The organism is Paenibacillus pabuli NBRC 13638 (genome assembly GCF_001514495.1).
GTDB classification, from domain to species: Bacteria; Bacillota; Bacilli; order Paenibacillales; family Paenibacillaceae; genus Paenibacillus; species Paenibacillus pabuli.
Window position 1 is genome coordinate 142,437 of sequence record NZ_BCNM01000001.1, and the last position, 24,581, is coordinate 167,017.

Here is a 24,581-nt window from a genome sequence, read left to right on the forward strand (position 1 = left end):
AAAGTGGTGCTGGCTTTTGCCTTGCTTTCACCTCAAGCCCTCATTGCTGAAAATCGGATACGATACTGATGCTTTCCACAGATTCAGCCATAACGGCTGTTGCCCCCATATTCCGACTTTTCCATCGTGACTTATAATGAGGCGGGAGATGGAGAGGTCATGCTTGTGCCTGAGTTTGAGACACTGCCAACCAATGAAGTCCGTGTTTCAGCGGTGGCTCAAGGAACAAGCAGTATTGTCCTGAGCTGGAAGCTGGAATCTTCGAATGAAACGGTGGTTCTCTCCTATAATGCACGTGAAATTTATCGGGGGATGGATGTGTCCGACTGGGCCAAGGAAGAGGTGGAAGAGCTTGCAGGAATGTACATGCTTACCGGGTACAAAGACGGCAGTTTCCGGCCCATGCAGCATCTGAGCAGATCCGAGGCAGCGGCACTGATCTTCCGTTTGAACAAACTGATCCGCATTCTAGAAGAACAAGCTATGGAAGGAAACCAAACAAGTAAAGAGGCTGATACAGCGAAACGAGACAAAACGATCTAGTTAAATCCACATATTTCATCACCATTTCATCATCGCCAGCAGCAGCATTATCGGTTGTGCGACTTTTAATGTTATAATAGGTTGCCAATAGGATAAAAAAAGGGTAATGGACAGTGGTGATGAATGATGAATAACAAATTTATACGAATCTATGAAGATATTGCAGCACGAATCCGCGCCGCTGACATTCAAGCCGGATCGCTGCTGCCTTCGGAGCTGGATTTGGCTGAGAGCTACCAAACCTCCAGAGAAACCATCCGCAAAGCACTTAAAATGTTGTATGAAGAAGGATATATCCAGAAAATCCAGGGTAAAGGCTCCATCGTTCTGGATATCCGCAAAATTGACTTTCCAATTTCGGGACTGGTCAGTTTCAAGGAGCTTGCCAAAAAAATGGGGCACCGAGCCCAAACGTATGTGAAGGTTTTTGAGGAACAACAGGTCGATCAGGCCTTGTACAAAAAGATTAATTTTGGTCTGAATGAACAGGTGTGGGAGATCCGGCGTGTACGCAAAGTGGACGGAGTCCATGTTATTCTGGACAAGGACTATATTAGTCAGAAACTTATTCCCGGATTAAGCAAAGAAATATGCAATAATTCCATCTACGAGTACATTGAGGACGAGTTGGGACTGACCATCTCTTTTGCCAAAAAGGAAATTTTGGTGGAGGAGCCTACCGCTGAGGATCGGGAACTGCTCGATCTTGATGGATTCCATAATGTTGTAGTCGTCAGAAGCCAGGTGTACCTGGAGGATGCCAGTCAATTCCAGTACACGGAGGCGAGGCATCGACCGGACAAGTTCAGATTTGTTGATTTTGCCCGGCGAAGATAATGCACGCTATGATTTGTTAGTAAAGAGAGTACTTTTTCACTGTTTGGCAGTGAATGAAGTACTCTCTTTGTTATGGGGAAAATCCGAAGATCGTCCATCAAGAACCGTTTAATGTCAATGTTCTTCCTTCTTGCCTGAGCGTATGATCACCATATATACAAAGGCGAGGAGTGAGTGGATTGAATCACATAACAGTAGAACCCAAAGTTAAAGTGTGGGAAGAAGTCAGACATATTCCCACCTACGGTACAGGCAAGCCGGATCCCAATCCGATGTTTCTGGAAAAGCGAATCTACCAGGGAAGTTCGGGGAAGGTGTATCCGCTTCCGGTCATCGATCGTATCGAAGATGAAGTGACGGATCAAGCGTATCGAATCATTATTCTTGAAAATGAGTATGTACGCATTGAGATGATGCCGGAACTGGGGGGTCGCATTTATCGTGCGCTTGATCGTACGAACCATTACGATTTTGTTTACTACAATCGGGTCATCAAACCCGCTCTGGTAGGTCTTGCTGGACCCTGGATCTCGGGAGGCATTGAATTCAATTGGCCCCAGCACCATCGACCCAATACATTTGGTCCGGTAGATTGTACATTTTCGAGCAATGACGATGGGAGCGCTACCGTATGGATTGGTGAAATAGATCGTATGTACGGTACGAAGATGACCGCCGGATTTACGCTCTATCCTGGCAAAGCCTATCTGGAGATTAATGCCGAAGTATATAATCGTACCCCTGAGCCTCAAACCTTTCTGTGGTGGGCAAATCCGGCTGTCGCCGTAAATGATCATACGCAATCGGTGTTTCCGCCGGATGTGACGGCTGTGCTGGATCATGGGAAACGGGATGTGTCACGCTTCCCTATTGCTACAGGGACGTATTACAAGATGGACTATTCCGAAGGTGTCGATATCTCACGTTACAAAAATATACCGGTTCCAACATCGTACATGGCATACAAATCGGATTATAATTTTGTGGGCGGTTACGATCATGATGTTCAGGCAGGATTGTTGCATGTAGCCAACCATCATGTATCTCCAGGCAAAAAGCAGTGGACATGGGGAAATGGTACTTTTGGGCAGGCATGGGATCGTCAACTCACGGATGAGGATGGACCGTACATTGAATTGATGACAGGTGTATTTACGGATAACCAGCCGGATTTTACTTGGCTGCAGCCTTATGAGAGCAAATCGTTTTCCCAGTATTTTATGCCCTACAAAGGGGTTGGCATGGTCAAAAATGCTACGATTGATGCGGCTGTAAATCTGGAGCGTGATGAGGAAACGGGGCGATTCGTTGTAAGTGTATATGCAACTTCAGTGTTTGCCCATGCGGTGATTGAACTGAAAGGGGCAGCTACCGTGTATCTAAGCGAAAAATGTACCCTTTCACCAACCCAATTATATAAGAATTCATTCCAATGGAGTGGTGAGGAGGACTGGCATCAGTTGATGGTAACTGTTCGTGCCGCGGATGGAAGGCTGCTCGTTTCCTATCAGCCTGAACCGGCTGGTCTGAACGAAGTGCCGGAAGCAGCCAAACCACTCCCTCTGCCTTCCGAGATCAGGACCAACGAACAGCTCTACTTGGCAGGTCTTCATCTTGAGCAATACCGGCATGCCACCTATGAACCAGAGTCTTACTATTTGGAAGGGTTGAAGCGTGATCCAGGTGATATCCGTCATAATATTGCGTATGGCACATTGTTGCTGCGAAGAGGCTCGTTTCGGGAGGCAGAGGTTTATTTTCGCCAAGCTGTGCAATCGCTCTCGTGGAAAAATACAAATCCGTATGACAGTGAGGCCTTCTATCAGCTTGGTCTTTGTTTGAAGCTGCAAGGGAGACATCATGAAGCGTACAAAGCCCTATATAAAGCAGTCTGGTCTGCACAGTATCAGGATAGCGGATATTTACTGCTTGCACAGATCGATACAGCGGAAAATAACGAGTTAGAAGCATTGGAACTCGTCGAACGTTCGCTGATCCGTAATACCAGAAACTATAAGGCACGCCATCTGAAGGTGGCTTTGTTGCGCAGGACGGGCCGAGAGCAGCAGGCGATGCAGTACGCTCGCGTGACCCTGGGACTGGACCCGATTGATTTTGGAGCCGCTTATGAGTTGGTTCTGTTATATAGTGAAACGTCTTCACTTGCAGATTACGAAAAGGCGAGCCAAGCTATCTCTTATTTCAAAAAGCTCATGCGTGGGGATGTCCATAATTATATGAATGTGGCTGCAGATTACGCTGAAAGCGGATTGTGGCATGAAGCGCTAGGAGTACTTGCTTATTATGTATCCGAAGCAGAGCAAGTGTACCCGATGGTGTATTACACTCATGCATATCTGCACCGTAAGGCGGGTGACTCCGAACAAGCGTTGTCATGCCAACATCAAGGGAAAGCTGCCAGGCCGGATTATTGTTTTCCGAACAGTCTGTTTGAACTGCTTGTGCTGCTGGATTCGCTTATTGCTGATCCGTCCGATGCCCGCGCTCATTATTATGTGGGGAATTGGCTATATGATAAAAAACGATACAAGGATGCCATTACCCATTGGGAAACCTCCCGCGAGGTCGATCCCACATATTCTACAGTACATCGAAACCTGGGACTGGCGTATTATAACAAGCTTCATCAGTCTGATGATGCACTGGTATCCCTGAAGGAAGCTTTTCGCCTGAATCCCGGGGATGCCCGGATCTTCTACGAGCTGGATCAACTGTACAAAAAAAGGGGCAGCTCCTGTGAGCAACGAATCGCATGGTTGGAACAGCATATGGATCTCATTCATTTCCGTGATGATTTGTACATCGAGTGGGTTACATTGCTGAACATGCAAGGACGACATCAGGAGGCGTGGAATGCACTTCAACATAGACATTTTCATCCCTGGGAAGGCGGAGAAGGCAAGGTCACCGGACAATATGTTATGGCTCTTACTGAACTGGCGAAGCAACATCTGGCGAAGAAACAACCCGAACAAGCAGTGGAGTTGCTGAAAAAATCATTGATTTATCCGCATCATTTGGGTGAAGGGAAACTGGAGGGTGTAGGGGACAATCCGGTGTACTTCTATCTTGGTTGTGGTTATGAACAGATGGGCAATGCCCAGGCAGCCAAAGAGAATTATCTGAGAGCTTCCGTCGGGCAGGACGAACCTGCAAGTGCCATGTTTTATAACGACCAGCCGCCTGAATGGATCTATTATCAGGGTCTGGCCTGGGAACGAATGGGGAATGCAAAGGAAGCAAAGCGTCGATTTAACAAGCTGATTGATTATGCGGAGAGACATATGCATGACCATATCAGAATGGATTATTTTGCTGTATCCCTGCCGGATTTTCTGGTCTTTGAGGATAATCTGGATCAACGAAACGAGGAGCACTGTCGATATATGCGAGCCCTGGGACTGCTTGGCCTTGGACGTAAAGAAGAAGCGAAGCTTGAATTGGAACGAGTGCTTGAACTGAATCCGAATCATCAAGGAGCATATGTGCACAGGTAAACGTTTTATTGAAATCAATGAGCCAGGAGGAGATAGATCCATGAATAAAAATGTTGCAGGCAGCCATATTCATCATCGGTTGCTGACGGTGTGGAGATCGGAACGTTCAATAAAATCCAGTTCGTGCCACATTACCGAATAGAATTATGATGTGATAATTAGGGGAGACAAGTAGAAGAAACAAGAGAATTACCCTGGCTCTTTCTCTAGACTCATTCTGAGAGAAGGAGTCTTTTTGTGTTCAGAAATAACTTCCTGATCATGGTAAAAAATACTTGACCGGTAAGCGCTTTCATTTTATTATGAGTTCATAACCTTATCGTTAAGGTAAATTAAGTTAAATAAAAACTGACTATAATCCTCATTTGATTCTAAGTTTTACTTTATTTTTTTGCGTTAATAGTTTCAATTTTAGTTAACTTATTGCCTTGAGCAGGGTTAATTGAAATAAATTAAAAAATGTAGGAGGTTCTAACGAATGGTCAAGTTGCAAAAGGGTACGATCATCACCGTCATTGCTGCGCTCATTTTGGTTATGTTGGGAAGTGCTGCACCCAAAGCTTCTGCTGCTGCTGGTTTTTATGTAAGCGGTAACAAGTTGTATGACTCTACGGGTAAAGCTTTTGTCATGCGGGGCGTCAACCACAGTCATACCTGGTTCAAGAACGATCTAAACACAGCGATACCCGCCATTGCAAAAACAGGTGCGAACACGGTACGTATTGTGCTCTCCAATGGGACGCAATATACCAAAGATGATTTGAACGCCGTTAAAAACATAATCAACCTGGTGAGTCAGAACAAAATGATCGCAGTGCTCGAAGTACATGATGCAACTGGTAAAGATGACTACAATTCGTTGGATGCAGCAGTCAACTACTGGATTAGCATCAAGGAAGCTCTGATTGGCAAGGAAGACCGCGTTATCGTCAATATTGCCAATGAATGGTACGGGACCTGGAACGGCAGTGCCTGGGCTGACGGGTACAAAAAAGCAATTCCGAAACTGAGAAATGCCGGCATTAAAAATACATTAATTGTAGATGCAGCTGGCTGGGGCCAATATCCGCAATCTATTGTGGACTATGGTCAAAGTGTTTTTGCAGCAGATGCCCAGAAAAATACGGTTTTCTCCATTCACATGTATGAATATGCAGGTAAAGATGCCGCAACGGTCAAAGCCAACATGGAAAACGTGCTGAACAAAGGTTTGGCCCTGATCATCGGTGAGTTTGGTGGATACCACACCAATGGGGACGTCGATGAATATGCAATCATGAAATACGGTCAGGAAAAAGGAGTAGGCTGGCTCGCATGGTCCTGGTATGGGAACAACTCCGATCTCAATTATCTGGATTTGGCTACAGGTCCAAACGGAACTTTAACAAGCTTTGGCAACACGGTGGTTTATGACACGTATGGAATTAAAAACACTTCGGTAAAAGCAGGGATCTATTAATAATCTCTATTAAATAGTGAGCTAAGGGCACCTTGACGAATTCGTCAGGGTGTTTTTTTGAAAAGAGGATCATCCGCATAATAACCTTTTGAATTTTTCCGTTTATTTTTAAAATCTTTTGTTTCCAAAACAAAACAAAGATGATAAACTCGGATTAGGAATAAAACAAACATTATCGGAGGGGAACAAATGGTACAGAGTTTATGGGATTCAGCGCAGGCTTCGGAGAAAACAACAGGGCTGGAACAATTGGTCTACCGATCCAATCTGATTGGCGCAGACCGCCGTGTATGTAATATTTTCGGAGGCAATACGTCTACCAAAACGACGGTGAAAGATTTTCGCGGCCGTGATATAGAAGTGATGTATGTAAAAGGCAGCGGGTCTGACCTGGCTTCCATGCAGGCGAAGCATTTTACAGGCCTTGGACTGGAAGACATTCGTCCACTGATTGAGCGTGAGTCGATGACGGATGAAGAGATGGTCGAATATCTGGGGCATTGTATGATCGATTCCAAGCATCCACGTGCTTCCATTGAGACATTGCTGCATGCATTCCTTCCATATAAACATGTGGACCATACCCATCCGGATGCGATTATTAGTCTGTGTTGTGCAGATAATGGAAAGGAACTGGCGAAAGAGATTTACGGGGATCGATTTGTATGGGTTCCTTATGTGCGTCCCGGATTCACACTATCCAAGATGATTGCTGAAAGCGTATTCTCGAATCCGAATGCCGAACTGGTTCTGATGGAAAAACACGGACTTGTGACTTGGGGAGAAACATCCGAAGAATGTTACGCACAGACGATCAAAATGATTAATGAAGCGGAAGCTTTCATCGAAGCACGTGTTGACGAAGGAAGCCTGTTTGGCGGAGAGAAACATCCTGCGCTTGAGGCAGAAGTTCGCCGTCAGATCGTATCCAAAGTAATGCCGACCATTCGGGGAGCGGTATCCGATAGCAAAAAAATGATTCTGTCCTTTGACGATCAGGAGGATGTGCTTGCTTTTGTTGGTGGAGCGGACTCACCAAAACTGTCACAAGTGGGCGCGGCATGCCCGGATCATTTGGTTCATACCAAAGTGGTACCCCTGTTCATCGATTGGACACCGGACGCGGAAGATATCGAGGGACTGAAAGCCAAGCTGGTCGAAGGCGTAACAGCCTACAAAGAGCAGTATCAACAATACTTTGAGAGCAACAAAAATGACGGTGACGTGATGTTCGAAGCTGCACCTCGCGTCATTCTCATCCCGGGTGTGGGCATGATCAACACAGGCAAGAGTTGGGCACTGTCCCAGGTAAGCGGGGCATTGTATCATAGAGCCATTGCCGTGATGCGCGGTGCGACAAGTCTGGGCCAATTCGTATCGCTCAGCGCCAATGAATCCTACAATGTAGAGTACTGGCCGCTTGAGCTTTACAAGTTATCCCTTGCCCCTGCAGAGACTGAGTTTTCCCGCAAAGTGGCGTTTATTACCGGGGGGGCCGGTGGAATTGGAAGTGAAACGGCACGCCGATTGGTATCCGAAGGGGCACACGTCGTTCTCGCGGACCTTAACCTTGAAGGAGCGCAGAAGGTAGCGCAGGAAATAAACGATCAATATGGTGCCAATCGCGCATATGCATTGAAGATGGATGTGACCGATGAGGAAGCCGTGCAATCTGCGTACGCCGAAGTAGCTGTACAATATGGCGGCGTGGATATCATTGTAAACAATGCGGGTCTGGCTACCTCCAGCCCTTTTGACGAAACATCCTTGAAGGAATGGAATCTGAACATGAATGTGCTGGGTACGGGATACTTCCTCGTGGCCCGCGAAGCCTTCAAATTAATGAAACAGCAGGGAATTGGCGGAAGTATGGTATTTATCGGTTCCAAAAACTCGGTCTATGCAGGTAAGAGTGCCTCCGCCTATAGCTCGGCCAAAGCGCTCGAAGCTCATCTGGCACGCTGTATCGCGGCAGAAGGCGGAGAATACGGTATTCGTGTAAATACGATTCTCCCGGATGCCATCCTGCAAGGTTCTGCGATCTGGAATGGGTCATGGAGAAATGAGCGTGCAGCAGCATATGGTATTGAACCCGATCAACTGGAAGAGTACTATCGTAAACGTACGACGTTGCTCGTTAATATTTATCCAAGAGACATTGCGGAAGGCATTGCCTTCTTTGCCTCTTCCAAATCGGAAAAAACGACTGGCTGCATGATGACCATTGACGGCGGTGTTCCGGCAGCATTTACACGATAATAAGGAGGGTTCTCACACATGGAAAATCAAGTCAAGCAAGCATATGAAGCAGCCAAACTATTGTATGCCCAGCATGGTATTGATACGGACGAAGTGTTGAAGAAGCTCGCGGAAATCAAGGTATCTGTTCATTGTTGGCAAGGGGATGATGTGAGAGGCTTTCTAAATAAAGACGGAGAGCTCACAGGCGGAATTTCCGTTACAGGGCAGTATCCGGGGGCTGCAACGACGCCAGCAGAGCTTCGGGCAGACTTGGAACAGGCATTTTCCCTAATTCCGGGGAAGCACAAGGTTAATTTGCATGCGATATATGCTGACACAGACGAGCAAGTGGAGCTGGATCGAATTGAACCGAAGCATTATGCGAACTGGGTGAAATGGGCCAAAGAGCAGGGGCTCGGACTGGATTTTAATCCAACCTGCTTTTCTCACGAAAAATCAAGTGACGGCTTCACGCTAAGTCATCCTGATCCGGAGATTCGCAAGTTCTGGATCGACCACTGCAAAGCGGCCCGACGCATAGGCGCTTACTTCGGAGAGCAGCTCGGTCAGACCTGTGTAACCAATGTATGGGTACCGGACGGTTTCAAGGATAATCCGGTAGATCGCATGACGCCGCGGAAACGGCTCAAGGATTCTCTTGATGATGTATTTGCCGAGAAGCTTGATCCGAAGCATCATCTGGATGCGGTAGAGAGCAAACTGTTTGGCCTCGGTTCCGAAGCGTACGTTGTCGGCTCACATGAATTCTACATGGGTTATGGACTGCAAAATGGTACGTTAGTTTGCCTGGATGCCGGTCATTTTCATCCAACCGAAGTGATATCGAACAAACTGTCTTCCCTGGCCCTGTTCACGAATGGCATTCTGCTGCATGTCAGCCGTCCAATGCGTTGGGACAGTGATCATGTTGTCATTATGGACGACGAGCTATTGGAAATAGCCCGAGAGCTGGTACGGCATGACCTGCTTCCCACAACACATATCGGCCTGGATTTCTTTGATGCAAGTATCAACCGGGTAGCTGCATGGGTGGTTGGCACACGCAATACGATTAAAGCGCTGCTGCGTGCAATGCTGGAACCTGTAGATGCTCTGAAATCAGCTGAGCTGGCTGGGGATTATACGCTTCGTCTTGCCTTGACAGAAGAATTCAAGTCCTATCCATTTGGAGCGATCTGGGATTACTATTGTGCCCAGCAGCAAGTACCCGTACGTGAACAGTGGATTGCTGAGATCAAAACCTACGAGCAGGAAGTTTTGCTTCAGCGCGATAAGTCATTCGTATAACAAGTAATCATTTATTTATAATTCATTTTGGGCCACAGTGGAGCAAATTGTTCCGCTGTGGTTGTTTTTTGCATCAAAAAACGTCGTAATGCATAACTGTGGTCAGAAGCTCCATACTAAAAATACATAAGAGGAATGTAAGGCATGCTTGGCATTATTAAAAGTAGAGGAGGGTCAATCCAAATTGAATTTCGCCGATAACAAACTGTATATCGCTGCACTTGGCGGCTTGAATGAAATAGGAAAGAACATGTATCTCATCCAGTACAATCAGGACATCATTGTCATTGACTGTGGCTCAAAGTTTCCGGATGAAACTTTGCCGGGGATTGATCTCATCATTCCCGATGTGACGTATTTGCTGGAGAATCAGGATAAGGTCAGAGCGCTGGTGGTTACGCATGGACATGAAGATCACATCGGCGGCATTCCCTATTTGTTAAAACAAATCAATATCCCTGTGTATGCATCCAGACTAACCCGTGGATTGATTGAACTTAAACTGAAAGAGCATGGGCTGCTGCGAAAAGCTGATCTTCACACGATTGATGCCAAATCCAGCATTACGCTGGGCGACATTCAGGTTTCTTTTTTTGCAACCAGCCACAGTATACCGGATTGTCTCGGTATTTTCTTTCAGACGCCAGGCGGCAATGTGGTTCATACCGGGGACTTCAAGTTCGATATGTCTCCCGTTAATGGGCCGTATCCCGATCTGCATCGTATGGCCGAGATTGGCAAACAGGGTGTACACGTGCTGCTGTCCGAGAGTACCAATGCGGAGAGGCCCGGTTTCACACCTTCCGAACGGATTGTCGGTGACCATATATTGGATGCCTTTATTCGTGCCAAACAAAAAGTGTTTATTTCAACCTTTGCGTCCAACATTAGCAGGGTACAGCAGATTGTAAATGCGGCATTCGAGACGGGGCGCAAGCTGGCTCTGCTGGGTAGAAGTATGATCAATGTGGTGTCCGTGGCCAGTGAGCTGGGGTACCTGGATGTACCTGAGGGATTGCTCATTGAGGCGGTAGATTCGGATCAGTTTTCTCCGGAGGAGGTCGTTGTGCTATGTACGGGAAGTCAGGGTGAAACGATGGCTGCATTATCCCGTTTGGCGGCCTCCAAGCATCCTCATGTGAAGATTGCACCTGGAGATACCGTCATTATTGCTGCGGGAGCAATCCCCGGGAATGAACGCAATCTTGCGCACGTCATTGATAATCTGTATGTACTTGGTGCGCGCGTCATTTATGGTTCTAGCGGCGCTGCAGGCATGCATGTATCCGGGCACGGCAGCCAGGAAGAACTCAAACTGATGCTGACCCTGATGAAGCCGGATTATCTGATTCCTGTTCACGGCGAGTTTCGCATGTTGTACCAGCATAGACTGCTGGCAGAGTCCGTGGGGATGGAACGTAATCATGTATTCATCGTCAACAATGGGGATATGATTCAGTACAAAGACGGTGTTGCTTCTCCTGGTCCCAAGATAGCTTCAGGCAATAGTCTCGTCGATGGACTAATTATGGGCGATGTCGGAAATATTGTACTGCGAGATCGCAGGCAATTGTCCTCCGACGGCATGCTGGTGATCGTGACTACACTGAGCAAAACGGAGAAACATATGGTTACCTCACCTGAAATCATCTCCAGAGGTTTTGTGTTTGTGAAGGACTCCGAGGAATTTATGAGAGAGATTCATGAGCTGGTTCAAAGCAAGATGGAAGAGTTAACCGGAAGCGGAGCGAACCAGTGGAATGTGATCAAAAGAAAGCTGAAAGACGAGATTGGTCATTACATTTACGCCCAGACGAAACGCAGACCGATGATTCTGCCCATTATTATTGAGGTTTGAGGAGATATAGACAAAAGCCTGAGAACTGTCGGAACATACAACCTTTCGTATGAACCGCACATTTCGATCAGGCTTTTGCTTTTTTGTGGTTACCTTATAGATCGTTCAGCAACCCGGATTGTCTCACGGAGGAGAGGAACTGGTTGAACTGCTCGATGTTCAATTGCTGCGCACTGTCCGAAAGGGCCACCGCCGGATTAGGATGAACCTCAACCATTACACCATCCGCACCCGCTGCGAGAGCTGCCTTGGCACAAGGCGCGAGAATGTCTTTGCGTCCGGTAGAGTGGGTTACATCCACAAGGACAGGCAGATGGGTTTCCTGTTTCAGAATCGGTACAGCAGAGATGTCGAGTGTGTTCCGTGTTGCTTTTTCATAAGTGCGAATCCCGCGTTCAATCAACATGACCTGTTTGTTTCCCCGGGAGACGACGTATTCTGCAGCATGAACGAATTCATCAATAGTTGCCGACAAACCGCGTTTCAGCAGAATCGGAATCTGAACATCCCCGGCAGCCTTGAGCAATTCAAAGTTTTGCATGTTACGGGCACCGATCTGGACTACATCAATATACTGGCCAGCCAGTTCAATATGACTTGGATGCACAATCTCACTTATTGTCTTCAATCCGAACTCGTCGGCAACTTCCTTCAGAATTTTCAATCCTTCGATGCCGAGTCCTTGGAAGTCATATGGGGACGTACGAGGTTTAAATGCTCCTCCGCGCATCACGGTAATGCCGGCTGCTTTTAGCGCTGCTGCGACCTCACGTACTTGCTCGTAACTTTCAACCGAGCACGGCCCGGCAATCATGATTGGTTTGCCTGCGCCAACCTTGACGTTTCCGATGGACACGACCGTATCTTCCTGCTGATTTTTGCGGCTAACGAGCAGTTGTTTCTTGTGCTCGTCAACCTGAAGGTTCAGGGAAGCCTGGAAAATCTGTTTGAACAGAAGTTTGATTGCATCGTCTTGGAAAGGCCCCGGATTGGCGGCAGTCAGTTCCTCCAGCATTTCTTTTTCGCGAACCGGATCGTACTTGGGTACACCCTGTTTTTCCTTGATTTGCCCAATTTCCTGTGTAATTTGAGCCCGCTCTGACAATAAGTGCAGAAGACTATGATTAATCTCACTCAATCGACCTCTTAATTGTTCCAAGTTCTTGCTCTGATCCATTCTGATCTACTCCTTTAATATTGAATTATGATGAAAAAACACAAAAAGGCCCTTCATCCGAAGGGACGAAGAAGCCGTGGTACCACCCTAATTAGAAACGGTCATGCTGAATGAATACAGCCGATCTGTTTCTCACTTTGACCTTTTAACGCAAGGAACGGATTGTCCTAGGAGCTGTATCCTTGAGAAGCAGCCCTTCAGCAATCGGCTCGGGAGTGAACTTCCGCGGTGTGTTCTTTCGGGTGCTCTCAGTCTTTGGCACCGCGTCCCTGTAATGAACGATAAACTCGCGTACTCTTTCCGTCATAGCCTGTATGAATGATGATGTTCTAAATAAATGTTCTATCCTGTACTTCATGATATACATTATGAATTGAAGTTATACTAGCATTTCAAAACATTGCCCGCAAGAAGCTGAATTAATGCCAAGACTCAATAACGCTTTACTGTGACGCATTTATATCCATATCGGGGATCTCGTGAGGTTGGACTCGGATCAGTATGGGAATAGGATTCGCCAGGGTTTGCCATTCGAAGTATAATAAAGTGAATTCAAGCGAATGCGAACAAGAGGAGAAATTATGAATAAAACGATTTCAGATATCGCTCAAATGGCGGGAGTGGCGAAGAGCACAGTCTCTCGTTTCCTGAATGGCGGTTCTGTTAGTGAGGATACACGGCAGAAGATTGAGCGAATAATTAAACAATATAATTATGTACCCAATACGTTTGCACAGAGTCTCAAAGCCAAAAAAACCAGTATTATTGGAACGGTTGTTCCCCGTCTGGATTCTTTTGCAACCTCGCAGACATTGATTGGCATTGATGAAGAATTAAGAAATAATCAGTATCAGATGCTGATTGCGAATACAAGTCAGGATATGCAACGTGAAATTGATGCCATTTACGATTTTGCCAGACAGAAGGTATCCGGGATTATTCTGCTTGCCGCGGAAGTAACCGACGCACATCTGAAAGCTGCCCAAGACATCGGAATTCCGGTCCTATTGGTTGGGCAACAACACGAACAGCTGCACAGTCTGGTACATAATGATGATCAGGCAGGGTATGAGATGGGCAAGTTCGTTGTGGAAAAAGGACATCGAAAGATGGCGTATATTGGCGTTACCGAGAAAGATCAGGCAGTAGGAATCCACCGTAAACAGGGCTTCAAGCGTGCAATCGACGAATGGGGTGGTTGTGACGTGACGTACTACGAGACCAGCTTCAAAATGTCCGAAGCCATCGTTACCGCAGAAGCCATTCTAAAAGAAAGCAAACCGACTATTATTATTGGTGCAACGGATAACATTGCACTCGGTGTGATGAAGATTGCTTTTTCCAACAAGGTGCGAATTCCACAGGATTTATCGGTTGCAGGATTTGGCGGATACGAGATCACAGAGATGATTCATCCTGCGCTGACAACCGTGAAATATCACTACTTTCAGGCTGGTCAACTGGCGGCCGCGCACATTATTCGTCTGGTAAAAGGTGAACCGGTGGAGCTGTGCACGATCATTGATGTCGAGATTATTCCACGAGAAAGCGTTGACAAATTATAAATGAATCCATTATGATAATTCCATCGAACCGGTTCCACACCAAATGTCCAAATCCGGATTTGGAACTCGGTTCAGCCGAAAAGGCCACATGGAATTATTTTTTTAAGTGATTTGGAACCGGTTCCTCTCTTTTTTGGGTTTTAAAATAAATTAAATTAAGAGTTACACGATCACGGAGAGGGCAGAAAAAATCTGTAGAAACGTAGTGTTCGCCTTTATCAGCGGATTTCACCCTTTAGAAAAGGGATCAAGGAAATCTGGGGATAACAGCGATCGGAGGATTGTTCTGCCATCGAAGTGGCCAAGTGTAACATTTCTTGATCTAATTTATATTCGCTAGGATGGAGAATACTTTTTATGAAAATGACCAGAGAGCAGCGTTACAGACGAATTGAGCAGGCAGAGCCTGGAGAAATAGGCAAACTTGAAGATTTGATCTCTGCATGTGCGTGGAGACAGCATTACCATATCCAGCCGATAACCGGACTGCTTAACGATCCTAATGGATTCTCATATTATCAGGGGTATTATCATCTGTTCTACCAATGGTTTCCACTCGGAACCGAACATGGAATGAAGTACTGGTATCATACCCGATCAACGGATCTGGTGGACTGGGAGAATGTCGGAATCGGTATTCATCCGGGGGACACCTATGATTCACACGGGGCTTACTCAGGCAGTGCTATTGAAAAAGAAGGCCAACTGTATCTGCTGTACACAGGAAATACAAGAGATCGTGATTGGATCAGGCATCCGTATCAGTGTCTGGCGATTATGGATGAAAGCGGTTCAATAACCAAGGTGGATCAACCTGTGATCTCTGAAGTACCTTCTGGCTACACGGAACATTTCAGAGACCCCAAGGTTTGGCAGCAGGGTGATACGTATTATTGTGTCATTGGAGCCCAGCGTGTAGATCAAACGGGATGCACGGTATTATATCACTCGTCAGATCTCAGAAACTGGACGTTCCTTGGAGAGATTCATACTGGGCTACCTAACTTTGGCTACATGTGGGAGTGCCCCGATTATCTGGAGATGCAGGGTCAGGGTGTGTTGATCTTCTCGCCGCAAGGAATAGAGAGTCAGGGAGACGAGTATCAGAATATTTTTCAGTCGGGCTATCTGATTGGCGGACCACTGGATCTTCAGACAAGGCAATTCGAACATGGTCCATTTCAGGAGCTGGATCGTGGATTTGACTTTTATGCCCCGCAGACGATGCAGGCGCCGGATGGAAGACGAATTTTGGTGGGCTGGATGGGACTCCCCGATTTGGAGTATCCGACAGATAAGAGTGGATGGGCACATTGCCTGACCATTCCGCGGCAGTTGTCACTCCGGGAGGGGAAGTTAATTCAGCAGCCAGTCTCTGAAATGGTGAAGCTGCGTGGGGATTCTGAAGGGACTCCTATGGAATTCACAATTGATAATGAGACCCGATCCTTCCCGGACTTTGCTGGAATGGCTTATGAATTGGAATGTGAAATCCGTGATTTTGACGCAGAAGTCGTAGGCATTGAATTGAGGGCGAGTGCAGAAGAGAAAACTGTGTTGCAGTATGATCGGTTGACTCAGAAAGTGGTCCTGGACCGCTCACGATCTGGCGCCGCGCTTGCGGATCAGAACGGGAATGTACGGCGCTGCACATTAAATGCAGACGTCCTTAAGTTTCATGTATTTATGGATTCCTCTTCCGTTGAGATTTTTGTCAATGATGGAGAAGAGGTATTCACAAGCCGGATATTTCCAAGGAAGGAAAGTGTGGAGATTCGCTTCTTTGCACAAGGAGGCAAGGCAGAATTTCAGGCATCAAAATGGGATTATTAGATATAATGTGAGAGGAATGAAGGACCATGTCGGATAATCAGCAGATTGCCCAGGACGTTATTCGTGCCATCGGGGGCAAAGAAAATATCGCATCATTTGCACACTGTGCAACACGTCTTCGGATCATGGTGAATGACAAAGACAAGATCGATCAGAAGCAGGTCGAGAACATCGACAAAGTCAAAGGGGCCTTTTTCAACTCTGGCCAGTATCAGATCATATTCGGAACAGGAACAGTAAACCGAATATTTGAAGAGGTTGAGAAGTTGGGAATCGAAGGGTCTTCCAAGGAAGACGTGAAGAGTCAGGGCAAAAAGGAAGGTAATGCTTTTCAGCGGGCCATTCGCACGTTTGGTGACGTTTTTGTACCGATTATCCCTGTGCTGGTGGCAACGGGGCTGTTCATGGGTCTGCGGGGGCTGCTCACTCAAAATGAAATTTTATCGCTATTTGGTGCAACGCCAGAGGACATTTCGCCCAATTTCCTGTTATTTACTCAGATCCTGACGGACACGGCATTTGCATTTCTGCCTGCACTCGTAGCCTGGTCTGCATTCCGTGTGTTTGGCGGGAGTCCGGTTCTCGGCATCGTTTTGGGTCTCATGCTTGTGAATCCGGCGCTGCCGAATGCATACGCTGTGGCCGATGGATCAGCACAACCGCTGCACATGTTCGGATTCATACCGGTGGTCGGGTATCAGGGTTCCGTGCTGCCTGCGTTCTTCGTAGGATTGATCGGAGCAAAGTTTGAGAAAGTGCTGAGAAGACGCGTACCAGAGGCGCTCGACTTAATTCTTACTCCTTTTATTACGCTGACGGTCATGATTACGTTGGGACTCTTCGCGATTGGTCCAGTATTCCATTCCCTGGAGGAGTGGGTGCTGCATGGAACGACAGCCGTATTGGGACTGCCATTTGGTATTGCGGGCATTATTATTGGTTTCTTCCATCAAATTATTGTCGTTACCGGTGTACATCACATCTTTAACTTTCTGGAGATTCAGCTCTTGGAGAAGACGGGCTTTAATCCATTTAACGCCATCATTACCTGTGCCATGGCGGCACAAGGAGCAGCTTGTCTGGCTGTGGGAATGAAGACCAAAAATACGAAGTTGAAAGCACTCGCACTGCCTTCGTCATTCTCTGCATTTCTGGGAATTACCGAACCTGCTATCTTCGGGGTTAACTTGCGGTATATGAAACCATTTATCATGGGTCTTGTCGGAGGCGCTGTGGGTGGATTTATCGCATCCTTGTTCCATTTGCAAGGTACAGGTATGGCGGTGACGGTTATTCCGGGAACCCTGCTGTATCTGAACAGTCAACTGCCGCTGTACATTTTGTCCAACGTGGTGGCCATGGGGATTGCCTTTGCGCTTACCTGGTTCTTTGGATATAAGGATCAGCCGCTTGCTGAGGAAGTAGCAAGCAGTGAAGGAGAAGAGAGCAAGGCGAAGGATCAGTCGCAGAAGTCAAATTCATCTGTCAGCAAGAAAGTTAACCATCGTACCAAGTTAGATATTCTGGAGATTGCATCACCGATCACAGGCACAGCCGTTGCATTGGAGCAGGTTCCTGATCCTGCATTCTCGGAAAAGCATATGGGAGAAGGAATCGCAATTGAGCCTTCTGAGGGCAAAGTGTACGCACCTTTTGACGGCGTTATCGCTCATGTGATGAACAAGAGCAAACATGCGGTAATTCTGGAACATGAAACAGGTGTTCAGATGCTTGTGCATATTGGAATTAATACCGTTGGACTGAAGGGTGAGGGATTTACCGCATATGTGAACAGCGGAGACACTGTAACCGCAGGACAGTTGTTAATTGAATTTGACATGGAAGCGATCCAGGCTGCAGGACTGCCATTAATTACACCTGTGCTCGTCCCGAATGGGAACGATAGAATTGAACAGGTGACGGCAACGTTAACAGGCCCTGTTCAAGCTAATGGTGAAGCACTAATCGTTGTGAAATTTGTTGAACCAGCATGAGAGTAAGCTTTTGAAAAAGACAGGTTGAAAAATGCAAAGAGACCCGGTGTATATCACCAGGGTTTCTTTGCACTTTTATGTATCTTTTCTATTCACGGAAGGTGTCAAAAAGAATAGTACGTGAGTGCGTATTGCATCAGAAAGGCACGAATTTCTTCCCCGCTTAACATCACATCAGATGTGCTGGCTTGCTCCAGGTTGAGAAGCAAATTGCTGGCGGCTTCGTGCAGGAAAAGCATGCGTTCATTTCCCCATAGTTCTTGATGCCGCTGGATATATTGCATGACCAGTGACAGCTCCATACCTTTTAAAGGTCTGAACACCGAAGCCCATTTTACCAGATCAGAGGGATGGGATCCTACAGGCAATTCAAATTCGGCAAAACCATGAACATTCCCACATGAGATTTTTAATGTTTTTGTTATCATGTCGATTATGTTACGACTGAACACAGCTCAAGTAAAATCAAATGGGATGGATATACGCCTGATTTTCTGATTTTTGGTATAGAATTCACACATGTAAGCGATTAACAAGAGATATATCTTCGTTTTGGACTAGATTATCTCGATTTTTTCTTCCGCTCATGACAGACCGAGTAAAATGCCGCATGACAGCGAAAAGTGGAGATTAGGCAAGAATTGCTCACCTGGATTGTCTGGAATCGATCAGAACGGTGCAGAAATCGCATGCAGTTCAATTGCAGAGATGCAGACAGAGGACTATGATTCGCAAATAACGTACTCCAGATGGCATTTGCAGGATCTGATGTGAAGGCGAGGTTGGCGGCAATGGATGAAGCAATGATGATGGTATCGACAGGATGCGGTGAGACAGGAAAGAATTTTGTGGATGTATTACTGAAGAAGGGATTTGCGGTTGTTGTGCTTGTACACAGTGAAGAAGAGGGGAAACAACTTCAATCTCTTGGGGCAGTTACTGTACGTTACATTCAGGAAATGACTGACCGTAATCAGCTTCCGCCAGAATTTGTAGTGAAAAACGCCTTTGTATTTGAAAATAACTTGCCGCAGTGCTGTCAGGACATTGAGCTGTGCCACAGCTTCTGTCCGCAACAACTCTATGTTGTTTCCAGCAACAAGGCTCATGTTGGACTTGTTTATAAAAACCTGGGAGCAACATATGTTATTCACAGCCGGAATGGAAATGTTTCATTTTTATTGTGAATCACCTGATCGTGGGTCCCTGTCGCCAGTCGGTTGAACCAAGTATAAATGAAAAACGTTGTGTCCAAAGCCTGTTGCCCTGAACACAACGTTTCGTGTTTTTCTATATGCTAATTCCTATGTGCTATACATTGAGCTGTGAAACCCTATTAGGAAGAGATTCCTATTACACTGGAACCATTTTTTGTGATTTTGTACGTTATGATGTCTCCGCTCCAGAAGTGGAATTTGAGAATGACTTCGCCATTATTCGTATCATTGAAGAAGTTTTGTTTCAGTTCAATCACGTTGCTGCTATAATTCGGACTAAAAGTGTAGGAAAATTCTTTGAATGAAGTCCAGTTTTGCGGACCTGCGTTGCCTCCATTGGTATACGTGGCTTCCATCGTGGCCAGCTGATTGCCATTAAAGGTCGTCGGAATCGCAAACGAGCTCGTTGTGCCTGTTGCATTGCTCAGTTTAGGTGTATCATACTTGATGATATTCAGGGTCCAGTTTGCACCTTTGTTGAATTTGACGGTCAGCTTGGCATTAACACCAAGATTGCCGGAAGTGGTCAGTCGGGTCAACAGGCTGGATTTCAACGTTAGCACATCACCACTGATCGTGTAATCTGTACCTTGGACAAGAGTGGTACTGCCATTGGCAAGTGAACTAAATGTATTGCCATTGAGATTGAGCTTTACGGTTTTATCCTGAATCGCTGCACCTTTTTTAAGATAAACCAAATCCGATTCAGCTGTGGAGGAGCGACCTGTCCAGCTTGCTTTCATCGTATTATACAGATCCGGATCAGACCAGGTGAAGCTGGTACGACCAAAATGCTGTCCATTATCCCATAACATGGTGGTCATTTGTTTCTGACGCAGGTATTGGCCAATAAATTCAAAGAATTTCAACTTCTCGCCTTGCTCAATAACACCTGTGTGCTGATCAAAGCCGAGCAACCCATACTCCCCAACGATAACGGGTATACCCTTGGCAGTAAAAGCATTATAGACACGGTCGAATGTATCTGTAATATCCTTTTGTACTTCAGCGTTATATTTCGTGTATCCTGCGATATTCACACTGAATGGCCAGAAACCATAATAGTGAACGGTTGCGATAATGTTAGGGTCATTCAATTTCGCAATCGTCTGGGTTAATGCATCGAGATCTGGTTGAGTGGAAGAAGTATGCATGGTTGGCAGAACGAGTGGACGTGTGGTGTTGTTTCCGCCTGATGCTCTCACGATGCTATGGAAAGATACATTCAATTCATCCAGCAAAGCGTATGCAATAGCAGTATTTGTTGTGCCACCTTCGGAGAAACGTGGTTCATTTACACTTTCGAACATCAGCTTAGTGGATGTGTTTTTGAATTTGTTTGCAATTTGAGTCCAAGCAGAGTTGTAACGAGCCAGAACATTGGCATGGTCATTCTCCATATAGCTGATCCACTGCCATGAGTCATGATGGATATTGATCATCACATACAGGTTCGCATCAAGGGCCCAATTTACAACCTGTTGTACACGATTCATGTAAGCGGTATCAATAGTATAGTTGGGAGCTCCACCCATATGTGCTTGCCAGGTCACTGGAATACGTATACTCTTGTAGCCTTGATTTGCAATATTTTGTATCAGTTGCTGCGTGATCAGCGGGTTGCCCCAGGCCGTCTCATCTGCACCGACCGCGTCCAGCGAGTTACCAAGATTCCAGCCCGGCTCCATCGCATTAACATAGGATTGCATATTGGTTGGAGTGGCAGCAGTACTAGTCTGGATCGCCTCATCAGCGGCAGAAGCGATGGCGGATGAGAACAGGGACAGGATCATTGCCGTTACGAGAGTGAGCGAAAGGACCGATTTGCGGTTTTTGTTCATTAACATATTCTCCTTTGTAATTATAATTGTTGATCTAAAATAGAGTTCTTGAAGACATTGGTAAATAAGATTCAACATGGAACAAGACTCTGGCTTCTTTGAAATGGAATCACCTCCAAATTAAGTATTGAAAGCGCTTTCTAAGTTGTAAATATATCATAATTAACGAGCAGGAAACACCCTCATAATTGGAATAAAATTCATGTAAAAATTAGTGTTTAACGGATTTTTTTATTTTATTTTTATAAGAATAGCGTTACATTTAGCTCATGGTCTAATGCAAATAACTACAGGAGGGGATCAGGTAATGAAGCTGGATGCACATCAACATTTCTGGAATTATAATGTTCATGAATATGGATGGATCGGGGAACCTATGAACGTCATTCGAAGATCGTTTCTTCCGGAAGATCTCGAACCTCTGCTAACGAATTCAGGCGTATCAGGTTGTATGGCTGTCCAGGCGAGACAAACGGTTGAGGAAACCGAATGGCTTCTTCACTTGGCAGAACAACATGAGTTCATCAAGGGCGTTGTGGGTTGGGTGGATCTGTGTTCTGCAGATGTTTCACACCAACTTGAGAAATATGCCTCAAGCCCCTGGTTGAAGGGTGTACGTCATGTGGTACAGGATGAACCGGATGAGAAGTTTGTATTGCGAGACGATTTTCAGCGAGGAATTGCATTGCTGCAGCAGTATAACCTGGCTTATGATCTGCTGGTGTCCAAGGAGCAACTGCCCCATGCTATAGAACTGGTTAAGAAGTTCCCTGAACAGCGCTTTGTACTTGATCACCTGGGGAAACCTGATATTAAGGCGAGCAAGGTTTCACCTTGGAAGGAAGCGATATATGCTTTGTCGGAACAACCGAATGTGTATTGCAAATGGTCAGGCATGATCACTGAAGCGGATTGGGAGAATTGGAAACAGGAGGACTTTACTCCCTATCTCGATACTGCGCTAGAAGCCTTTGGTCCAGATCGGGTCATGTTTGGTTCTGATTGGCCTGTTTGCACGGTCGCTGGTACATACGCTCAAACACTTGAGATCATAACGAAACATATGAAATCCTTCTCGGAGGCGGAGCAGCAAATGATTTTCGGGGGAACCTGCGCTGCCTTCTACCAGGTATAGCATTGCATTAGGCAGCTGCTATAGATTTCATGATGTTGACAGTTTCCCTATTCCTTGCTAAAGTTTTATCCAATCCGCATAATTGTGATCTGGGAATGTTACCGATAAGGGCATAACCTGAGCTGGCTTGTTTACACCGCGAGGTGTATCCAGGCTGGTTCGGGTTTTTTGTATTTAAGTTGAACGAACGATTTTACACTGGACCACTGCGCGGACAGAACAATCTTCCGATCGCTGTTATCCCCAGATTTTTTGATTCTCTCTTTCAAAGGGAAAATCCGGGGATAAAGGCGAACGCGTTGCTTCTCCAGATTTTTTCTGTCCTCTCCGTTTATGTGTAAATGTGTAGTTCAACATAAATATTTTTGTCTTTTTAATGTTTCTTGCGATTTGAGCGGATAACAGAATTACATATCTGGAAGGAGAATACGGATGACTAATTTTAAGTTTCCCAAAAACTTTTTGTGGGGTGGAGCCATTGCTGCCAATCAGGCGGAGGGCGCTTATCTGAAAGATGGTAAAGGACTGAGCATTGTTGATCTGCTGCCAACAGGAGAGAAACGAAGAAGCATTATGAAGGGCAATGTTCCTGCATTGACCCCGCTGGAACACGAGTTCTATCCTTCACATGAAGCGATTGATTTTTACCATCGTTACCCCGAGGATATCGCTCTGTTTGCCGAGATGGGATTCAAAGCGCTGCGTGTGTCGATTGCATGGGCGCGGATTTTTCCAACCGGAGAAGAGGCACAGCCGAATGAAGCAGGATTGCAGTTTTATGATCGATTATTCGATGAAATGCTGAAACATGGCATTGAACCTGTGGTTACGCTCGCTCATTTTGATGTACCGGTCCATCTGATCGAGAAATATGGCAGCTGGAGAAGCCGTGAATTGGTGACTCTGTTTGAAACTTACGCGAAGACCGTATTCGGCCGTTATAAGGACAAGGTTAAATATTGGATGACGTTCAACGAGATTAACATGCTGCTGCATCTGCCATTCTTGGGCGCGGGTCTGGTCTTCAAAGATGGTGAAAACGTGAAGGAGATTCAGTATCAGGCGGCACACCATCAATTGGTGGCAAGTGCTCTGGCCGTTAAAGCCTGTCATGAGATGATTCCAGGGGCAATGATCGGCTGTATGCTCGCGGCAGGCAGCTTCTACCCGTACACATGTAATCCGGAGGATGTGTTCCAGGGCATGGAGAAAGATAGGGAGTCCTATTTCTTCATTGATGTTCAGTCACGTGGAGAGTACCCGGGCTATGCCAAACGTTTCTTCAAGGATCATGGACTGAACATTGCCATGCAGCCAGGCGATGCGGAAATTCTGAAAAACCATACCGTTGATTATATCGGATTTAGTTATTACTCCAGTCGTACAACGTCCACCGATCCTGAAGTGGTTAAAAACATGACGAGTGGCAATGTGTTTGGTTCAGTAGCCAATCCATATTTGGCAAAATCGGAGTGGGGATGGACCATTGACCCCAAAGGCATGCGTATTACAGCCAATCAATTACATGACCGATATCAAAAACCGCTGTTTGTGGTAGAGAACGGATTTGGAGCCCATGATGAAGTTACATCTGAGGGCGAAGTTAACGATGATTATCGAATCGATTATTTGAAACGTCACGTTGCCGAGATGGGCGAAGCTCTGCAGGACGGTGTAGACATTATCGGTTATACAAGCTGGGGACCAATCGATATTGTCAGCGCTTCTTCGGGTGAGATGAGAAAACGTTATGGGTATATCTACGTGGACCGTGACAATGAAGGTAAGGGTGACCTGAAGCGGATCAAGAAAAAGAGTTTCCACTGGTATAAAAATGTGATCGAATCGGATGGCGTCAATTTAGGTGAAGCATAAGCCAGGCATTAACGAGAGAGTTTTCCCTCATATGATCGGAAGGACCAATCTTCATGGAACTTCCGATCGTCCTTACACTGAAAGCGTTGACATATAAGTCGCTTCACGCTATACTTGACGCAATTATATCGTTTTGGGATTGTTACTACTTGAAGTAGGCAAAACCTAAGCACCAAAAAA

Annotated in this window: 16 protein-coding genes; 13 read left to right on the top strand and 3 right to left on the bottom strand. The window is 46.1% G+C overall.

Annotated features, from left to right (window positions below):
* Window positions 1-126: 126 nt before the first annotated feature.
* From PPA03S_RS00365 to PPA03S_RS00395, 7 genes are all read left to right on the top strand, one after another.
* The gene (locus tag PPA03S_RS00365; protein ID WP_167665955.1) at window positions 127-543 is read left to right on the top strand and encodes an S-layer homology domain-containing protein; all 417 of its coding nucleotides are present in this window, start codon (window positions 127-129) and stop codon (window positions 541-543) included.
* A 126-nt stretch (window positions 544-669) separates the two neighbouring features.
* The gene (gene treR, locus PPA03S_RS00370; RefSeq protein ID WP_082703943.1) at window positions 670-1,380 is read left to right on the top strand and encodes a trehalose operon repressor; all 711 of its coding nucleotides are present in this window, start codon (window positions 670-672) and stop codon (window positions 1,378-1,380) included.
* A 179-nt stretch (window positions 1,381-1,559) separates the two neighbouring features.
* Window positions 1,560-4,898 carry a DUF5107 domain-containing protein gene (locus tag PPA03S_RS00375; RefSeq protein WP_062318795.1) on the top strand — a complete coding sequence of 1,113 codons (3,339 nt, stop codon included), beginning with the start codon at window positions 1,560-1,562 and terminating at the stop codon, window positions 4,896-4,898.
* A gap of 535 nt (window positions 4,899-5,433) precedes the next feature.
* The gene (locus PPA03S_RS00380; protein WP_411835324.1) at window positions 5,434-6,357 is read left to right on the top strand and encodes a glycoside hydrolase family 5 protein; all 924 of its coding nucleotides are present in this window, start codon (window positions 5,434-5,436) and stop codon (window positions 6,355-6,357) included.
* Between the two features lie 189 nt (window positions 6,358-6,546).
* Entirely contained in the window at window positions 6,547-8,616 is a 2,070-nt protein-coding gene (locus PPA03S_RS00385) for a bifunctional aldolase/short-chain dehydrogenase (RefSeq protein ID WP_062318797.1), read from the top strand.
* 18 nt (window positions 8,617-8,634) lie between these two features.
* Window positions 8,635-9,906 (top strand): L-rhamnose isomerase, encoded by a 1,272-nt coding sequence (rhaA, locus tag PPA03S_RS00390; protein ID WP_062318798.1) that lies wholly within the window; start codon window positions 8,635-8,637, stop codon window positions 9,904-9,906.
* A gap of 184 nt (window positions 9,907-10,090) precedes the next feature.
* Entirely contained in the window at window positions 10,091-11,764 is a 1,674-nt protein-coding gene (locus PPA03S_RS00395; RefSeq protein WP_062318799.1) for a ribonuclease J, read from the top strand.
* 94 nt (window positions 11,765-11,858) lie between these two features.
* Here PPA03S_RS00395 and PPA03S_RS00400 read toward each other — a convergent pair whose 3' ends face one another.
* Window positions 11,859-12,941 carry a bifunctional 3-deoxy-7-phosphoheptulonate synthase/chorismate mutase gene (locus PPA03S_RS00400; protein ID WP_062318800.1) on the bottom strand — a complete coding sequence of 361 codons (1,083 nt, stop codon included), beginning with the start codon at window positions 12,939-12,941 and terminating at the stop codon, window positions 11,859-11,861.
* Window positions 12,942-13,522: 581 nt separating this feature from the next.
* Between PPA03S_RS00400 and PPA03S_RS00405 the strand changes: the two genes are divergently transcribed.
* From PPA03S_RS00405 to PPA03S_RS00415, 3 genes are all read left to right on the top strand, one after another.
* Complete coding sequence (locus tag PPA03S_RS00405; protein WP_062318801.1) at window positions 13,523-14,506, top strand: LacI family DNA-binding transcriptional regulator; 984 nt, start codon at window positions 13,523-13,525, stop codon at window positions 14,504-14,506.
* A 357-nt stretch (window positions 14,507-14,863) separates the two neighbouring features.
* Window positions 14,864-16,339 carry a glycoside hydrolase family 32 protein gene (locus PPA03S_RS00410; RefSeq protein ID WP_062318802.1) on the top strand — a complete coding sequence of 492 codons (1,476 nt, stop codon included), beginning with the start codon at window positions 14,864-14,866 and terminating at the stop codon, window positions 16,337-16,339.
* A 26-nt stretch (window positions 16,340-16,365) separates the two neighbouring features.
* Window positions 16,366-18,333, top strand: coding sequence for a sucrose-specific PTS transporter subunit IIBC (locus tag PPA03S_RS00415; RefSeq protein ID WP_062318803.1), 1,968 nt, complete (start codon window positions 16,366-16,368; stop codon window positions 18,331-18,333).
* A gap of 104 nt (window positions 18,334-18,437) precedes the next feature.
* Here PPA03S_RS00415 and PPA03S_RS00420 read toward each other — a convergent pair whose 3' ends face one another.
* The gene (locus PPA03S_RS00420; protein ID WP_062318804.1) at window positions 18,438-18,761 is read right to left on the bottom strand and encodes a hypothetical protein; all 324 of its coding nucleotides are present in this window, start codon (window positions 18,759-18,761) and stop codon (window positions 18,438-18,440) included.
* Window positions 18,762-19,124: 363 nt separating this feature from the next.
* Between PPA03S_RS00420 and PPA03S_RS00425 the strand changes: the two genes are divergently transcribed.
* Complete coding sequence (locus PPA03S_RS00425; RefSeq protein WP_157283881.1) at window positions 19,125-19,520, top strand: NmrA family NAD(P)-binding protein; 396 nt, start codon at window positions 19,125-19,127, stop codon at window positions 19,518-19,520.
* Between the two features lie 149 nt (window positions 19,521-19,669).
* Here the strand turns inward: PPA03S_RS00425 and PPA03S_RS00430 are convergent, their stop codons facing one another.
* A complete protein-coding gene (locus tag PPA03S_RS00430; protein WP_082703944.1) occupies window positions 19,670-21,391 on the bottom strand; it encodes a cellulase family glycosylhydrolase in 1,722 nt (573 codons plus the stop codon).
* 307 nt (window positions 21,392-21,698) lie between these two features.
* On the opposite strand from PPA03S_RS00430, the gene PPA03S_RS00435 reads away from it, so the two are divergent.
* A complete protein-coding gene (locus PPA03S_RS00435) occupies window positions 21,699-22,526 on the top strand; it encodes an amidohydrolase family protein (RefSeq protein ID WP_062318807.1) in 828 nt (275 codons plus the stop codon).
* A gap of 432 nt (window positions 22,527-22,958) precedes the next feature.
* Window positions 22,959-24,401, top strand: coding sequence for a 6-phospho-beta-glucosidase (locus PPA03S_RS00440; RefSeq protein ID WP_062318808.1), 1,443 nt, complete (start codon window positions 22,959-22,961; stop codon window positions 24,399-24,401).
* The last annotated feature ends 180 nt before the right edge of the window (window positions 24,402-24,581 follow it).

Excerpts from the sequence above, each read along its gene's own strand:
- PPA03S_RS00415 (WP_062318803.1), top strand. The coding sequence starts at position 16,366 with ATGTCGGATAATCAGCAGATTGCCCAGGACGTTATTCGTGCCATCGGG.
- treR (WP_082703943.1), top strand. The coding sequence starts at position 670 with ATGAATAACAAATTTATACGAATCTATGAAGATATTGCAGCACGAATC.
- PPA03S_RS00385 (WP_062318797.1), top strand. The coding sequence starts at position 6,547 with ATGGTACAGAGTTTATGGGATTCAGCGCAGGCTTCGGAGAAAACAACA.
- PPA03S_RS00410 (WP_062318802.1), top strand. The coding sequence starts at position 14,864 with ATGAAAATGACCAGAGAGCAGCGTTACAGACGAATTGAGCAGGCAGAG.
- PPA03S_RS00380 (WP_411835324.1), top strand. The coding sequence starts at position 5,434 with ATGTTGGGAAGTGCTGCACCCAAAGCTTCTGCTGCTGCTGGTTTTTAT.
- rhaA (WP_062318798.1), top strand. The coding sequence starts at position 8,635 with ATGGAAAATCAAGTCAAGCAAGCATATGAAGCAGCCAAACTATTGTAT.
- PPA03S_RS00430 (WP_082703944.1), bottom strand. The coding sequence starts at position 21,391 with ATGAACAAAAACCGCAAATCGGTCCTTTCGCTCACTCTCGTAACGGCA.
- PPA03S_RS00420 (WP_062318804.1), bottom strand. The coding sequence starts at position 18,761 with ATGATAACAAAAACATTAAAAATCTCATGTGGGAATGTTCATGGTTTT.
- PPA03S_RS00435 (WP_062318807.1), top strand. The coding sequence starts at position 21,699 with ATGAAGCTGGATGCACATCAACATTTCTGGAATTATAATGTTCATGAA.
- PPA03S_RS00425 (WP_157283881.1), top strand. The coding sequence starts at position 19,125 with ATGGATGAAGCAATGATGATGGTATCGACAGGATGCGGTGAGACAGGA.
- PPA03S_RS00440 (WP_062318808.1), top strand. The coding sequence starts at position 22,959 with ATGACTAATTTTAAGTTTCCCAAAAACTTTTTGTGGGGTGGAGCCATT.
- PPA03S_RS00400 (WP_062318800.1), bottom strand. The coding sequence starts at position 12,941 with ATGGATCAGAGCAAGAACTTGGAACAATTAAGAGGTCGATTGAGTGAG.
- PPA03S_RS00405 (WP_062318801.1), top strand. The coding sequence starts at position 13,523 with ATGAATAAAACGATTTCAGATATCGCTCAAATGGCGGGAGTGGCGAAG.